The 16,013-nt window shown below is 52.7% G+C and carries 12 protein-coding genes; 6 read left to right on the plus strand and 6 right to left on the minus strand.

From position 1 onward, the window contains the following. The first annotated feature begins 54 nt into the window (after positions 1–54). A complete protein-coding gene (gene clpB, locus LPW40_RS11650; protein ID WP_230822425.1) occupies positions 55–2,646 on the plus strand; it encodes an ATP-dependent chaperone ClpB in 2,592 nt (863 codons plus the stop codon). A 308-nt stretch (positions 2,647–2,954) separates the two neighbouring features. Here clpB and LPW40_RS11655 read toward each other — a convergent pair whose 3' ends face one another. The 6 genes from LPW40_RS11655 to LPW40_RS11680 all read right to left on the minus strand — a co-directional run bounded on the left by LPW40_RS11655 (position 2,955) and on the right by LPW40_RS11680 (position 9,092). Continuing rightward, entirely contained in the window at positions 2,955–3,950 is a 996-nt protein-coding gene (locus LPW40_RS11655) for an NAD(P)/FAD-dependent oxidoreductase (protein WP_230822426.1), read from the minus strand. A gap of 143 nt (positions 3,951–4,093) precedes the next feature. Then, complete coding sequence (locus LPW40_RS11660; protein WP_230822427.1) at positions 4,094–5,755, minus strand: glycerol-3-phosphate dehydrogenase/oxidase; 1,662 nt, start codon at positions 5,753–5,755, stop codon at positions 4,094–4,096. A 46-nt stretch (positions 5,756–5,801) separates the two neighbouring features. Then, positions 5,802–7,313, minus strand: coding sequence for a glycerol kinase GlpK (glpK, locus tag LPW40_RS11665; protein WP_230822428.1), 1,512 nt, complete (start codon positions 7,311–7,313; stop codon positions 5,802–5,804). A gap of 22 nt (positions 7,314–7,335) precedes the next feature. After that, entirely contained in the window at positions 7,336–8,154 is an 819-nt protein-coding gene (locus LPW40_RS11670) for an MIP/aquaporin family protein (RefSeq protein ID WP_230822429.1), read from the minus strand. 144 nt (positions 8,155–8,298) lie between these two features. Next, a complete protein-coding gene (locus LPW40_RS11675) occupies positions 8,299–8,835 on the minus strand; it encodes a glycerol-3-phosphate responsive antiterminator (RefSeq protein ID WP_413776009.1) in 537 nt (178 codons plus the stop codon). A 71-nt stretch (positions 8,836–8,906) separates the two neighbouring features. Beyond that, a complete protein-coding gene (locus LPW40_RS11680; protein WP_230822431.1) occupies positions 8,907–9,092 on the minus strand; it encodes a DUF2929 family protein in 186 nt (61 codons plus the stop codon). Positions 9,093–9,562: 470 nt separating this feature from the next. Between LPW40_RS11680 and LPW40_RS11685 the strand changes: the two genes are divergently transcribed. The 5 genes from LPW40_RS11685 (at position 9,563) to LPW40_RS11705 (ending at position 16,003) form a co-directional block, all read left to right on the plus strand. Then, complete coding sequence (locus tag LPW40_RS11685) at positions 9,563–10,612, plus strand: ABC transporter ATP-binding protein (protein ID WP_230822432.1); 1,050 nt, start codon at positions 9,563–9,565, stop codon at positions 10,610–10,612. Continuing rightward, positions 10,609–11,544, plus strand: coding sequence for an ATP-binding cassette domain-containing protein (locus LPW40_RS11690; protein ID WP_230822433.1), 936 nt, complete (start codon positions 10,609–10,611; stop codon positions 11,542–11,544). Before LPW40_RS11685 ends, LPW40_RS11690 begins: the two co-directional genes overlap by 4 nt. A 6-nt stretch (positions 11,545–11,550) precedes the next feature. Further along, positions 11,551–12,513 carry an ABC transporter permease gene (locus LPW40_RS11695; RefSeq protein ID WP_230822434.1) on the plus strand — a complete coding sequence of 321 codons (963 nt, stop codon included), beginning with the start codon at positions 11,551–11,553 and terminating at the stop codon, positions 12,511–12,513. 219 nt (positions 12,514–12,732) lie between these two features. Continuing rightward, entirely contained in the window at positions 12,733–13,644 is a 912-nt protein-coding gene (locus LPW40_RS11700; protein WP_413776011.1) for an ABC transporter permease, read from the plus strand. 460 nt (positions 13,645–14,104) lie between these two features. After that, positions 14,105–16,003 (plus strand): oligopeptide ABC transporter substrate-binding protein, encoded by a 1,899-nt coding sequence (locus LPW40_RS11705; RefSeq protein WP_230822436.1) that lies wholly within the window; start codon positions 14,105–14,107, stop codon positions 16,001–16,003. Positions 16,004–16,013: the final 10 nt, after the last annotated feature.

A 16,013-nucleotide genomic window follows, 5' to 3' on the forward strand; every position in this document is an offset into this window, starting at 1 on the left:
ATTGAACTATGGTCAAAAAAGGTCAAACTCTAAAAATCATGCGAGGTGACGGTAATGGATATCAACAAGATGACCTATCAGGTGCAGTCGATCATCGAACGTGCCCAGAGCATATCGATCGACCTCAAGCTTCAGTCGATAGAGGCCGAAGCGGTGGTGAAGGCGATGCTTTCAATCGACGACAGCATGGCCCGCGATATATTGGAGCGCGTCAATGTCGATGTGGATGCACTGATCCGGGAATATGATGAAAAACTTGAAAAATATAACGTGGTGACCGGCGAAAATGTGCAGTACGGGCAGTATATGTCGAACGGCTTCACGGCAATCGTGAACCGTGCCGAGAAGTACATGTCCGAAATGGGGGATGCCTTCATCTCCCAGGAGCATATGCTGCTTGCCGCAATTGAAAATGAAACAATCATGAAAGAAGCCGTCGGAAATAAAAAAGACATCGTCAAAGAAGTGATCGATAAAGTCAGAGGAGGGAATAATGTGACAACACAAAATCCTGAAGTGCAGTATGAAGTTTTGGAAAAATACGGCCGCGATCTGGTCGAGGAGGTCAGGCAGGGGAATGTCGACCCTGTCATAGGCCGTGATGAGGAAATCAGGAACGCGGTGCGGATACTCAGCCGTAAAAGGAAGAACAACCCCGTCCTGATCGGGGAGCCGGGTGTCGGGAAGACGGCGATCGTCGAAGGCCTGGCGCAGCGGATCGTGCGGCGTGACGTGCCGGACAGCCTGAAGGATAAGACTTTATTCGAACTGGACCTCTCCGCACTCGTCGCAGGGGCGAAATACCGCGGGGAATTCGAGGAGCGCCTGAAGGCGGTGCTGAAGGAAGTGAAGGAGTCGGACGGGCAGATCATCCTGTTCATCGATGAGATCCATATGCTTGTCGGTGCCGGCAAGACGGAAGGTGCCATGGATGCAGGCAACATGCTGAAGCCGATGCTTGCACGCGGTGAGCTGCACTGCATCGGTGCAACGACATTGAATGAATACCGTGAATATATCGAGAAGGACTCCGCACTCGAGCGCCGCTTCCAGAAGGTGCAGGTGCCCGAGCCGGATGTCGAGGATACGATCTCCATACTGCGCGGACTGAAGGAGCGCTACGAAGTGCACCATGGTGTGAGGATCACCGACCGTGCACTCGTTGCCGCTGCGGAATTATCGGACCGTTACATCACGGACAGGTTCCTGCCGGACAAGGCGATCGACCTGATGGACCAGGCGAGCGCGACGATCCGCACGGAGATGGGCTCGAACCCGACTGAACTGGACCAGATCAACCGCCGCGTCATGCAGCTTGAAATCGAGGAGCAGGCATTGAAGAATGAAGAGGATTCAGTATCGCGCCTGCGCCTTGACGAACTGCAGAAGGAGCTTGCGGAAGCGCGTGAAGCGCAGGGCAGCCTGGCCCAGCGCGTCGAAAAGGAAAAAGAGCAGATCAACCGTGTGAACGAAAAGCGTGCCGAAGTGGACAAGGCACGCCAGGAGCTCGAAGAAGCGGAGAACAACTATGAACTAGAGCGTGCAGCCGAGCTCAGGCACGGCCGCCTGCCGCAGCTTGAAAAGGAGCTCGCCGAGTATGAAGCGAACCTTCAGGAGGCGAGCGCCGGTGAGAACCGCATCATCCGTGAAGTGGTGACCGAGGATGAGATCGGCTATATCGTCAGCCAGTGGACCGGCATACCGGTGAGCAAGCTGGTCGAGACTGAAAAAGATAAGCTGCTGAAACTCTCGGATATTCTGCATGAACGGGTGGTCGGCCAGGATGAGGCCGTCGACCTCGTTGCCGATGCAGTCATCCGTGCACGGGCTGGCATCAAGGATCCGGACCGTCCAATCGGGAGCTTTTTATTCCTCGGACCGACGGGTGTCGGCAAGACGGAACTTGCGAAGACGCTTGCCGCGACGATGTTCGACTCCGAGAAGCATATGATCCGCATCGATATGAGTGAATACATGGAGAAGCATGCGGTGTCACGCTTGATCGGTGCGCCGCCGGGATACGTCGGCCATGAGGAGGGCGGACAGCTGACGGAAGCCATCCGCCGCCAGCCGTATTCGGTCATCCTGCTGGATGAGGTGGAGAAGGCGCACAGCGATGTGTTCAACATCCTCCTGCAGCTGCTGGACGAAGGGCGCCTCACGGATTCGAAGGGCCGCTCGGTCGATTTCAGGAATACGATCATCATCATGACGTCGAACATCGGCTCCGGCCATCTGCTTGACGCCGTCGAAAACGAAGGCGAGCTGACGGAGGACGTCAAAAATACGGTGATGGGCGAAGTGCATATGCATTTCAAGCCTGAAATCATCAACCGTATGGATGACATCGTGATGTTCAGCCCGCTGTCACGGGACAATATGACGATGATCGTCGATAAGCTCGTCTCTGAACTGAACCGCAGGCTCGAATCACAGCACATGAGCGTGGAAGTGACGGAGGCCGCCAAAAAATGGATCGCCGATGAATCGTATGAGCCGCAATTCGGCGCAAGGCCGCTCAAACGCTTCATACAGCGTCATATTGAAACGCCGCTCGCACGTAAAATGATCGAAAGCGACCTCGTTGAAGGGCAGAACTTCAAAGTCGACTTTGCGGACGGCGAACTGAAATTCGAAACGGTTTAAAATGAAATGAAGAAGAGGCTGGGACAGATGTCCCAGCCTCTTTCTGTTGGCCGGCGTCTGAGTGTGCAGATGGCAATAAAAATCCTCCCAACTAAACGTTTTGGGGGTCCTGCCGTTTAGATAGCTGCTGAAATCACCGTAACTAAACAGCCAAAGGACCTTACTGTTTAGATAACGCCAAAAATCTCCCTAACTAAACGTTTGAAGCTCCTTACTGTTTAGATGACGCCGAAAATCCCCTTATCTGAACAGCACAAAATCGAAAACGGCAAAAAAGGAAGGAAGCCCGGCAACAGGCTTCCTTCACTTTAAGGGAACATTGCCGTGCTGTGGCGCGGCTGGACGCGGGCGTCCGGATCCATGTAGACTTTGGCGTTATTGACTGCGGTCGGCCCTTCGCCGAAGCCTGTGACGATCAGGTCGACTTTGCCGTCATATGTGCATATGTCACCTGCGGCGTACACACCGGGGATGTTCGTCTCCTGCTTTGTATTCACGACGATGGAGTTCTTTTCGATTTCAAGCCCCCAGTCAGCGATTGCGCCGAGGGAGGACACGAAGCCATAGTTGCAGATGACAGCATCGACATCGAGCACTTCCTGCCTCTCGGTCTTCGATTCTTCAATGACGACTTGACTGATTGCCTCGCCGTCCCCGATGAGCGATTCGGGGACGAAGGATGTCTTCATGGTGACATCCGATTGTTTCAGCATCTCCACGCTGTGTTCGTGTGCCCGGAATTTGTCCCGGCGGTGGATGATTGTCACTTCCTCTGCGATTTCCTCAAGCATGAGCGCCCAGTCCACAGCGGAATCCCCGCCTCCGAACAGTGCGACCCGCTTTCCGGCGAACGTATTGATATCATCTATGAAGTAATGGAGGTTTTTCCCTTCATATTCCTCCGCATTTTCAAGTTTCAGGCGGCGCGGCTGGAATGCCCCGTTGCCGGCGGTGATGATGATGGTTTTGGAATGATGGACCTCGGAATCGGTGACGATGCGGAAAGTCCCGTCCGCCTGCTTTTCCAGCTGTTCGACGGACTGGCCGAGCACGACGGTCGGATCGAACATATTCATCTGCTCCGTCAGGTTATCTATGAGTGCCTGCGCCCGGATCTTCGGAAAACCCGCGACGTCGTAAATATATTTCTCGGGGTAAAGTGCGGTCAGCTGGCCGCCGAGTTCCGGCAGGCTGTCCATGATTTTCACTTTCGCCTGGCGCATTCCGCCGTAGAAGGCTGTGAACAGTCCGGTCGGGCCGCCGCCGATGATGGTGATATCGTACATTTCTTCTGTATCGTTCATTATCTCCACTCCTGTTAATGATGATCATCGTAAATAAAGGTCTCCCTTCATCATAATCAAATACAGGCACTCCTGTCATCCATCCCGCGCCGGATACACGCAATCCGGCCATGAAAAAACCCCGCCCGGAGGCGGGGTGGCGTTTATTTTACTAAATATCCGACTGCATTCCGGAGGGCGAGGTCAAGCTCTTCTGCCATCTCATCCCTCACACTGTCACTCCAGCCGAGTGTATGCTGCATGAGTGCAAGCACACCGTCTTTGTGTTTTTCGACTTCACGGACGTTGAAATAAAGATCCCCCGTGCGGCGGACGAAGTAGTCGGTCGGTTTTGCGACCATCTCATTCTGTATGCTGTAGATGACTTTGGCGTACTCGACGGGAGGGAGGCCGTAAGGGTTCTCATCCGTTACGACGCTCGCGAGCTTATAGATCTCCTCTGCATTGCTACCGTAAGTCCGGGCGATTTCCCGGCCTTCCTCGTAGCTCAGGCCGAATGCACCAGCTTTGGCTGCAGTGGTTTCCACGAATGTTTCGAAGTTGTCGCTGCCGCCGACATCACCGCCGGAAATCACCTGATTTTCCGTATCGCTCGGCTTGAATTTCAAGCCATATTCTTTCTTCAGTTCATCTGCGACGAGGTCGACGATCTCTTCGGCCATATGGCGGTACCCGGTCAGTTTCCCGCCTGCGATGTTGATCAGCTTGCTGTCGGAGACCCATATCTCATCTTTCCGGGAGAGCTCCGACGGCCCCTTGCCCGGCTCCTGTATGAGCGGCCGGATCCCCGCCCAGCTGGATTCTATATCCTCATCCTTCAGGTCTAGCCCCGGGAACATATAATTGACGTTGGCAAGGAGGTAATCCCGGTCCTCCTGTGTGGCGATCGGTTTTGCGATGTTTTCGTCATAGAACGTATCGGTCGTACCCACGTACGTCTTGCCGTTACGCGGTATGGCGAACATCATGCGCCCGTCGTTTTCCGTATCGAAATAAACGGCCTGGCGGAGCGGGAAGTCCTCACCGTCGAAGACGATATGAACGCCTTTGGAGAGGACGATGTTCTTTTTGATCTCCTTAGAGGCCGGATCGTTCTCACGCACTTCATCGACCCAAGGCCCGGTCGCATTGACGACGCGGCGGCCGAGTATCTGGTATTCTCTGTCATCGAGCAGGTCATGTGCACGTATGCCGACGACCTGGCCCTTATCATAGACGAAGCCGGTGGCCTTCATATAATTGACCGGATCGGCACCGAACTCGGCCGCTTTCTTCATGACCTCGATTGTAAGACGTGCATCATCGGTCTTGTATTCAACGTAATACCCGCCGCCGAGCAGCCCGTCGGTTTTGACGAGGGGCTCCTTTTCCTTGACGTCGTCGACGGAGAGCATCTGCCGGCGCTCGCCTTTTTTCACCCGGGCGAGGAAATCGTATGCTTTCAGGCCGATGCTCGTCATCATCTCGCCGTATGTGCCGCCTTTATGGAACGGCAGCAGCATCCATTCCGGTGTGGTCACATGCGGTCCGTTTTCATAGACGATGGCGCGCTCGACCCCCGTGGCCCTGACGACACCGATCTGCATCTGCTTCAAATAACGCAGTCCGCCGTGCACGAGCTTCGTGCTCCGGCTGGAAGTGCCTGCAGCAAAATCCTGCATTTCCACCAAAGCGACTTTCATGCCGCGTTTTGCCGCATCCAGTGCGACTCCGGCGCCGGTGATCCCACCGCCGACGACAACGAGGTCATAATCGACTTTCTCCATATGTTCCAGCTGATCTTTTCTCGTTAACGTATTTAACATTACTACTCCTCCTAAATGATCGGTCTGTCTCTTTGAATCACATCATCTATTCATCATCGGCGGGCTGCTTCGGCTTGAAGGCCTGTGTCGCCTTGACCGCAGCCTGCCAGCCGCCGTATAATTCATCGACTTTTTCTTTTTCCATTTCAGGTTCGAATACGGAATCCGTCTCGCTGACCTGCTCGATCTCATCGACCGAAGACCAGAAACCTGTGGCGAGCCCCGCAAGATAAGCGGAGCCGAGCGCCGTCGTTTCGAGGATTTCTGGACGTTCCACCCGTGTGCCGAGCAGATCGGACTGGAACTGCATCAGGAAATCATTCGCCGCGGCGCCGCCGTCGACCCTGAGCAGGTCGAGGCTTGTGTCAGCATCTTTCTGCATGGCATCGAGCACGTCCTTTGTCTGATAGGCGAGCGACTCGAGTGTCGCGCGGATGAAATGTTCCTTTTCAGTACCGCGCGACAGGCCGAATATCGCACCGCGGGCCTCTGAATCCCAGTATGGCGCGCCGAGCCCTGTGAATGCAGGGACGACATATACGCCGCCGGAATCATCGACGCGCGTGGCATATTCCTCCGTCTGTGCGGAATCGCTGAACATCCTGAGGCCGTCCCGCAGCCACTGGATGGCGCTTCCGGCGACGAATATCGAACCTTCAAGCGCATAGTGGACTTCACCGTCGATGCCGTAGGCGATCGTGGTCAACAGCCCGTTTTCACTCTTTTTCGCTTCGGTCCCCGTGTTCATGAGCATGAAACAGCCCGTGCCGTATGTGTTTTTGGTCTCGCCTTTGCTGTGGCACAGCTGTCCGAACAGGGCCGCCTGCTGGTCGCCGGCGATGCCTGCGATCGGTACGTTATAACCGAAGAAATGCGCCTTCGTCGTCTCGCCGTATACCTCACTCGACGATTTCACTTCCGGCAGCATGGACTCCGGCACCGTCAGATGCTCGAGAAGCTCCGGATCCCATTTCAAATCGTGGATGTTGTACATCAGTGTACGGCTTGCATTCGTATAGTCCGTGACATGGACGCCTTCGGTGAAGCGCCATATCAGCCATGAATCGATCGTGCCGAAGAGAAGATCGCCGCTCTCGGCCTTCTCCCGGGCGCCCTCGACATTATCGAGGATCCATTTCACTTTGGTGCCCGAGAAATACGGGTCGAGCAGCAGCCCGGTCCGGTCCTTGAACATAGGCTCAAGGTCCCGGGCTTTCATCTCATCGCATATATCCATCGTCTGGCGCGACTGCCAGACGATGGCATTATGGATCGGCCGGCCGGTGTTCTTATCCCAGACGACCGTCGTTTCACGCTGGTTCGTGATGCCGATGGCTTCCACCTGCTCCGGCTTGATGTCGTTCTCCGTCAAAACGCCTGCCACACAGGCGAGCACCGAGCTCCAGATTTCATTGGCGTTATGCTCCACCCAGCCCGACTGAGGGAAGTACTGCTTGAACTCACGCTGATGCGTCGCCACGATTTCGGATTTTTTATTGAAAAGGATCGCTCTTGAACTTGTCGTACCCTGGTCTATGGACATGATATATTTTTCCATCTTTAAATCCCCCTTGTAATCATTACATTAATTTTGATGTCTCTTCCTTCAAAACCGACTTATTTAAGAATACCCCCAATGCCAATACTGCAATCACGAAGACGATGGCGATGAACAGGTACATGTCCGTCGCGTTCAGGAACACCGAATTGTACACCGCAGCCCCGAGTGCACCTCCGGAAAGCGGTCCGAGTATCGGTACGGGTGCATACTTGAAGTTCGAGGCGCCCTTGCCCGGTATCGGCATAAGGAAATGCGCAAGCCTCGGGCCGAAATCACGTGCCGGATTGATCGCATATCCGGTCGTGCCGCCGAGCGACAGGCCGATCGCGGTGATCAGGAAGCCGACGATCAACGGATTCAGACCGTCCGTGAAATCATTCGCCCCGATGAATAAAAGTCCGAGTATCAGGATGAACGTACCGATCATCTCACTCGCGAAGTTCGCAACGTAGTTCGGGTAGGCCGGCCCGGTCGCGTAGACGCCAAGCTTCGTCCCTTCGTCCTCCTCAGCCTTGAAATGCGGCATGAAGTGCAGCCATACAAGGAACGCCCCGAGCATGGCCCCGAGCACCTGTGCGATGATGTAAGGCACGACATCCGCCCATGGGAACTCTCCTGCAAATGCAAATCCGAGCGTGACGGCCGGATTGATGTGCGCACCGGAAAACTGGCCGACGGCGTAGATGGCGAACGTCACCGCAAACCCCCATCCGAATGCGACGACGACCCATCCCGCGCCTTTGGCAAGCGACCCCTTCAGATTGACGTTCGCAACCACGCCGGCCCCGAACAGTATCAGTATCGCGGTGCCGACAAACTCTGCAACATAAACATTCATTACTTTTCCCCCTTTGTTTTTGCCAACAGTTACTAAAAAAGCCCGCACTTATAGTAGGAACACTATAAATGCGGGCTCTGCTTCTCCGTAACTATTAACTTGTTTAAAATATAACCTCGCTGCCGTAAAATGTCAAACCCGAGCTTACCTGAACCAGAGATCCTTTTTCGATGTCGTCACAAACTTCGCACCTGCCTGGAGGGCATGCTCCACTTCCTGGGTGGTTTCTATCAGTCCGCCTGCAATTACGTCGACATTTTGTACATTGCTGAAGAAATGGATCATCTTCGGTACGGTGCCGGGGAGAACCTCTATCAGATCGGGCTCCGTCTGTCTGATCAGATCGATGCTTTTTTCAACCGAAGCGGAATCGATCAGGAATACGCGTAGTATCGTCTTCATCTTAAGTGATTTCGCCTTGCTGATCATCTTCCCACGGGTGGTGATGATGCCGTACGGCTTGAATTTCTGCTGGATGAATTCAAGCGCTTCGGTGCTGACGGAAAGCCCTCTGATCAGGTCCAGATGGATGTATACTTTGAAGCCGTGGTCATGCATCGTCTTCATATGGCTTTCAAGATGGCCGATATGGATGTCGAGCAGCACGAGCTCCTTGTAGGGACTGTCTATGAGTTTCTCGAAATCTTTAAGTGAACGTACCGCCGGCAGAATGTTTGTCATGTTCAACCTCTGTTTAGTTTATTTTTAAATAAAATCCCCTGCCGAAGAGGGCAGGGGATCATCCACTGCTGTCATTCAGCAGTCTCGTTGGGGTCTTTCATCATGAAATCAAGTATGAAGACAGTCAATGTGATCAGTACGGCAAGCAGGATTCCGCTCATGAAGCTGTACGGGCCGCCGCCGGCAAGACTGTTCAGTATGAAGTTGATCATTTGTGTCAGCATGAGTGCCCAGACGAATGTAACGATATATTTCATGGAAGTGACAACTCCTAAACATATTTAGCTAGTTTATATCATAATATAAAACGGCTGAAAAGTATACATGCCGCAATGTAAAAACTTCAGATAAATATTAATTTCACAATATCTTTGTGAAACGTTGAAATACAGGCGTATTCATGCAACCGTTTTCAACAGCTGAACTTCCAGCGTGAATAAGAGATTGAAAATAAATATACGGTGGTGTATATTGGAGTCGGATGTATATACAAACAGCGCCAGCGGGCGGCGTTGAAAATATGGATTCGAACCACTATGCTATACATAAACCAGATGATTTTAGAATAATCGGCCAATTCCAAAATCACATAGTTCCAGGAACATTGTGAAATGCGGGATAAGGGTGTGTTCAAGTATGAAATACTGTAAAATAATACAGGGGAAATTATTGGAATATTCCAATTTTTAAATGCCCGAACCAAGTAATGTTGAAAGAGGGATGAGGAATGTCTGAATATCTGTTGGAAGCGAACAATTTAACGACTTCATTCAAAATAGATGGCGAATATTATCCGGCCGTGGATGATGTCAGCATAAGGATCAGGGAAAATGAAGTGCTCGCGCTTGTCGGGGAATCCGGATCGGGAAAAAGTGCGACAGCCTTTTCCCTGATGGGGCTGCACCGCCATGCCCGGGTGACCGGGGAGGTTTTATTCCAGGGAAAAGATATACTGAAAAACAATGAGCGCCAGATGAACAAAATCCGCGGCGGGGATATTGCGATGATTTTCCAGGATCCCATGACCGCACTGAACCCGTTGATGAAGATCAAGCATCAGATCCAGGAGACGCTGAAGATCCACGGCACGGTCAGGAAAAGCGAGCGAGAGCCGTACACGATCGAACTATTGGAAAAAGTCGGCATCCCGCGCCCGGAGAGGGTCGCTGAAAACTATCCGCATGAACTTTCAGGCGGGATGCGCCAGCGTGTGGTGATCGCCATCGCCATCGCCAACCGGCCGAAGCTCCTCATCGCGGATGAACCGACGACGGCACTCGATGTGACGATCCAGGCACAGATACTGGATTTGATCCGCGAACTGCAGGATGACCTCGGCTCCGGTGTTTTGCTCATCACCCACGACCTCGGCGTCGTCGCTGAAATGGCGGACAGGGTTGCAGTGATGTATGCCGGGCAGATCGTGGAAGTCGCGCCTGTGAGGGAACTGTTCAAGAACCCGAAACATCCGTACACACGCTCGCTGTTGAACTCGCTGCCGTCGGAAGAACAGCTCGGCAGCAAGCTGCATGTGATCCAGGGGGTGGTTCCGGCGCTGAACAAGATGGACCGGGACGGCTGCAGATTTGCACCGAGGATCCCGTGGATACCGGAGGAAGCGCATGAACATCAGCCGAAACTCCGTGAAGTCGAGCCCGGGCACCTCGTGAGGTGCACATGCTATCAGGATTTCTACCTTGATACGTCCATGGACCACGGGGAGATGGAGAAACGGGTCGAAGCACATCAGATGGAAGAAGGGGGCGTCGGACGATGAACGGCAATCTGCTGGAAATCAATGATTTGAAAGTGCATTTCCCGATCAAGGGCGGCTTCTTCAACACGGTGAAGGATTATGTGAAAGCCGTCGACGGGGTAAGCATCGCAATACCAAGAGGAACGACTTATGGACTGGTCGGCGAGTCCGGATCGGGCAAGACGACGACGGGCAAGGCCGTAATGGGGCTGAACGAAATCACTGAAGGGGATATTTATTTCCAGGGGGAGAAATTGAGCGGCAAGGGGAAGAAAATCGGGGTCCACAGGGACATACAGATGATATTCCAGGATCCGTACTCTTCATTGAATGTGCGGAAGCGGGTGTTCGACATCGTCGCCGAGCCCTTGAAGAACTATGGGAAATTATCGAAGAGCGATTTGATTGAAGAAGTGCTGAAGCTGCTGGACAGGGTGGGGCTCCCGCCGGGATCGCTGTATAAATTCCCGCATGAGTTCTCGGGCGGCCAGCGCCAGAGAATCGGGGTCGCACGTGCGATTGCACTGAACCCGAAACTGATCATCGCCGATGAGCCCGTATCGGCGCTCGACGTCTCCGTCCAGGCACAGGTACTGAACTTCATGCAGGAGATCCAGCAGGACATGGATTTGACGATGCTCTTTATTGCACATGACCTCGGGGTTGTGCGGCATATGTGCCAGCATATCGGCATCATGTACCAGGGGCGCCTCGTCGAGGAGGGCACCGCCGAAGAGATATTCAACAATCCGCAGCACATTTACACCAAGCGCCTGATCGCCGCGATTCCAGATACGAATGTTGACAAGGTGGAGCGTAACATGCAGCTCCGCAGGCAGATCAAAGAGGAGTACGACCAGCATTTCGCCGAATATCTGGATGAAGACGGCCGTGTTTTTCCGCTTAGGGCAATTTCCGAAACGCATAAAGTTGCGTTGCCGGTGAAAGGTTGATGAGCCATGATTAAATTTACTTTGAGAAGATTACTGATCACTTTTCCGCAGCTCGTCCTGCTGAGCATCCTTGTCTTTTTCCTGGGCTCGCTGATGCCGGGAGATGCATTGTCCGGACTGATCGATCCATCAATTCCTGCAGAGGCCATCCAGGCGCGCCGGGAAGCACTCGGGCTTGATAACCCATGGTACATACAATACAGGGACTGGGTCGTAGCGATGTTCCAGGGGGATTTCGGCAACTCGATCTTCCACCAGCGGCCGGTGCTCGATGTCATCGGCGACCGTCTGATGAACACGGTCTGGCTGTCATTGTTCTCTGTGATCATCATCTATCTGATCGGGATTCCTCTCGGCCTCATTTCCGGCCGCTACAAAGACTCCCTTCTGGATTCCGTGATCACAGGCTACACATATTTGGGCTTCGCGACGCCGACGTTCGTCTTCGGCCTCGTGCTGCTGTGGATCTTCGGCTACCATTTCGGGGTGTTTCCGACCAATGGCAGCGTCGGGGCGGGGCTTGAACCCGGCTCCATCGATTATATACTCAGCAAAATAAACCACCTGATACTGCCGAGCTTCTCGATCGCCCTGATCGGCCTCGTCGGCACCGTGCAGTATCTCAGAAGCGGCGTCATCGAAGCGCAGCAGAAGGACTATGTCATGCTCGCCCGCGCCAAAGGCGTGAAATCGACTGCATTGTACCTGAAGCACATTTTCAGGAATGCCATCATCCCGATCGCTGCATTTTTCGGGTATGAACTCGTCGGACTGCTCGGGGGTTCGATCTTCATCGAGTGGGTCTATGCGTATCCGGGAATGGGCGCATTGTTCCTCGAGTCGATATCGACGCGTGACTTCAGTGTCGCAAACGTATTGATCTTATTTTACGGATTTTTGACAATCCTCGGTGCATTGCTGTCTGATATCATTTTGAGCATCGTCGATCCAAGGATCAGGATTAAGTAGGGAGGGGGATGTAAAATGAGTCGGAAAGATCAAGATTTGAATAAAGAAGAACACGAAGCTCAGACTGAAGCATCTCGCAAAGAGGATGCCCGGAGGAACCGTGCGGCCAGTGCCGAACAGAGCACGAGCCGCGATTCGGGCAGCGCCGATCCTTATGGAAACAGACGGGATGACAGGATATACGGCGGAACGGAAATGTCGACGCATATGAAATCCGATATGCCGCCGGGCGCGGGGGATCACGGTGGTCTGGATTACAAGACGCTGCCGAAGAGTACGCCCGGATGGAAAGTGATTGTCCAGGAGATGATAGCGGACAAGCTCGCTCTATTTTCACTGATCCTGTTCACTGCAATCACGGCTTATGTATTCGGCCTGACGATGTTCCTCGACCAGGCGCAGATCGTATTCGTCGACCTGTTTGCAATCAACCAGCCGCCGAATGAAGAATTCAGGCTGGGGACCGACTACGGCGGCCGTGATATATTCGGACAGCTGATCATCGGCACCAGGAACTCGCTTGCCATAGGATTCCTCGTGACACTCATGAGCGTCGGCTTCGGGATCGTCTACGGCCTCGTTTCAGGATACTTCGGCGGCCAGCTCGACAACGCCCTGATGCGTGTCGTCGACTTCTTCCTGGTACTGCCGTTCCTGATGATCGTCATCGTATTTGTCACGATCGTGCCGTCCTATGACATCTGGACGTTCAGTGCGATCATGGCGGCATTCCTGTGGATGGGTACGGCAAGGCTGATCCGTTCACTGGCACTGCAGGAAAAGGAATTGGATTACATCAATGCATCGAAGACGCTCGGCAGTTCACCTGTCAAAATCATCTTCAGCCAGCTCATGCCTAACCTGGTGGGGATCATCATCGTGAACGCCACGCTATCACTTGCAGCAAACATCGGCATCGAATCGGGTCTGTCGTTCCTCGGCTTCGGCTTCCCGGAAGACTATCCATCGCTCGGCACACTGCTCGCCTATGCCACGCAGACGCAGACACTGCAGAACAGATGGTGGATCTGGCTGCCTGCGGCACTGATGATTTTGCTGCTGATGCTGTGCGTACGCAACATCGGTGAAGCACTGAGACGTGCAGGGGATGCAAGGCAGAGGCAGGCCTGATCAATTGGGAAATGGCGGCGGCTTCCCGCCATTTTCCGCATCATGCCGGATGTTCCATTATTTTGAAAATTATTTAAGTAAAAACATTGAAAGCGCTTTACATACAAATTATAACAATTTATAATGGTTATAAGCTGTATCCACTGAAAGTTCAAAAAATCTGAATTCAATCAATCACGGTGCACAAATATAATTTTACAAAAATTTAGATCGCATCCGGATGGTCATGCTTGCCAATGGCATAAATGACCGCCTACATAATGGTGTAATATTATATTTATAAGGCAAAAATGGTGAATGGCATATTGTTTTTTCAGATAATTGTGATAACATTATTTTTACAAAGGTTTCATAATCAGAAAATCAACATGAAATTATTAACCGATTTCTGGTACTGAGATTCAGGGGACTGAACTTTTAGTATATATTCAGTTTAATCTTATAATGGGGAGGAAATATGATGGCGAAACTTTCGTGGTCAAGATTAATGTTTCTAACGATGCTGGTTTTCGTCCTGGCTCTTGCGGCCTGCGGCAACGGAGGGGACTCGGGGGAAGATTCCGGGGACTCTGATACATCGACTGAAGAAGGCACCGAAGAGGGTGCTGAAGAAGGAACTGAAGAAGGGGAGGACGGTGAGTCTGCGGATGAAGGATCGGCGGACGGCAGCCAGGTCTACAACTATGAAGATTTCCCACAGGTTGTATCCAATGATTCCGAACCGACAGGGGAAGGTACGCTTAACGTCGGTTACAGTTCCGATACACCTTTTGAAGGTACATTGAACTGGGCATTCTACTCAGGTGCACCGGATGCTGAAATGATCGAGTTCTTTGACGAGTCGGTCTTCACATTCGATGAGAACCAGATTGCGACGAATGACGGCGCGATCACATACGAGATGAACGAAGAGGACAATACAGTCACATTCACAGTGCGCGACGGCGTGACATGGCATGACGGGGAGCCTTTGAAGATCTCCGACTATGTCGCTTCCTATGAAGTGATCGGTCACCCGGATTATGAAGGTGTCCGCGGTACGACGGACGGCTTCACACTGATCGAAGGCTACAACGAATACAAAGCCGGTGAAGCGGATGAAATCTCGGGCATCGAGATCATCGACGATCAGACGGCGGTATTCACTTATACAGAACTTGCACCTTCACTGACAAACGGTGGTTTCTGGTTCTATGCATTCCCGGAACATCACTATGAAGGTGTGGAAGTGGCGGATATGCCAAACGCAGAGCAGACACGTGAAAACCCGATCGGAATCGGTGCATACCAGGTCGAATCCATCACACCGGGTGAGGCGATTGTCCTGACGAAGTTTGAAGATTACTGGAGAGGCGAGCCTCAACTGGACGGCATCAATGTAGAAGTTGTTCCACCTTCATCAATTGCCAATGCTGTGGAATCCGGCAATATCGATGTGGCACTTTCATTCCCGACTGACCAGTATCCGGATGTTGCGGATATGGACGGTGTGGAATGGCTGGCACAGCTTGATGCAGCTTACACTTACATCGGGTTCAAACTCGGTGAATGGGATGCAGAAGAAAACAGGGTGAACTACATGCCTGAAGATATGAAGATGGGCGATGTTGAACTCCGCCGCGCAATGTGGCATGCAATGGACAATGACGCAGTCGGCGAGCAGTTCTACAACGGTCTGCGCTGGAAAGCGACTTCACTGATCACGCCATATCATGCAGCATTCCATAAGGACGATCTCGACGTGCCTGAATATGATCCGGAAGAAGCGGAGCGGATTCTCGATGAAGCAGGTTATGAAGATGTCGATGGCGACGGACTCCGCGAAGATCCAAACGGCGAGCCGCTTGAAATCCAGATGGCATCAATGAGCGGCGGCGACGTTGCTGAACCGCTCGCAAACTACTACATCCAGTCATGGAGAGAAGTCGGCCTGAATGTTGTCAAAACGAACGGCCGCCTGATCGAGTTCAACACATTCTATGACATGGTTGAAAATGACGACCCTGCAATCGATATCTACCAGGGTGCATGGGGCGTAGGAACGGATGTTGATCCTGCCGGCCTGTACGGCCCTGAGGCACCATTCAACTATCCACGTTACGAAACTGAGGAGAGCACTGAGCTGATTGAAAGAGGCAACTCCGAGGAAGCACTCGATACTGATACCCGTACAGAAATTTACCACGAGTGGCAGGAACTGATGGTCGAGGAAATCCCGGTTGCACCGACACTTTACCGTGCATATGTCACACCTGTACGTGAAAACGTCGTCGGCTGGAGTGAAGAATTCGGACATGATCCTGAAGGCTTCAACCCTAAATCCAGTGGCGGACTGTACCAGGTAGGTCTCTCTGAATAACGGAATACAT

Source organism: Salinicoccus halitifaciens (genome assembly GCF_021026095.1).
Classification (GTDB): domain Bacteria; phylum Bacillota; class Bacilli; order Staphylococcales; family Salinicoccaceae; genus Lacicoccus; species Lacicoccus halitifaciens.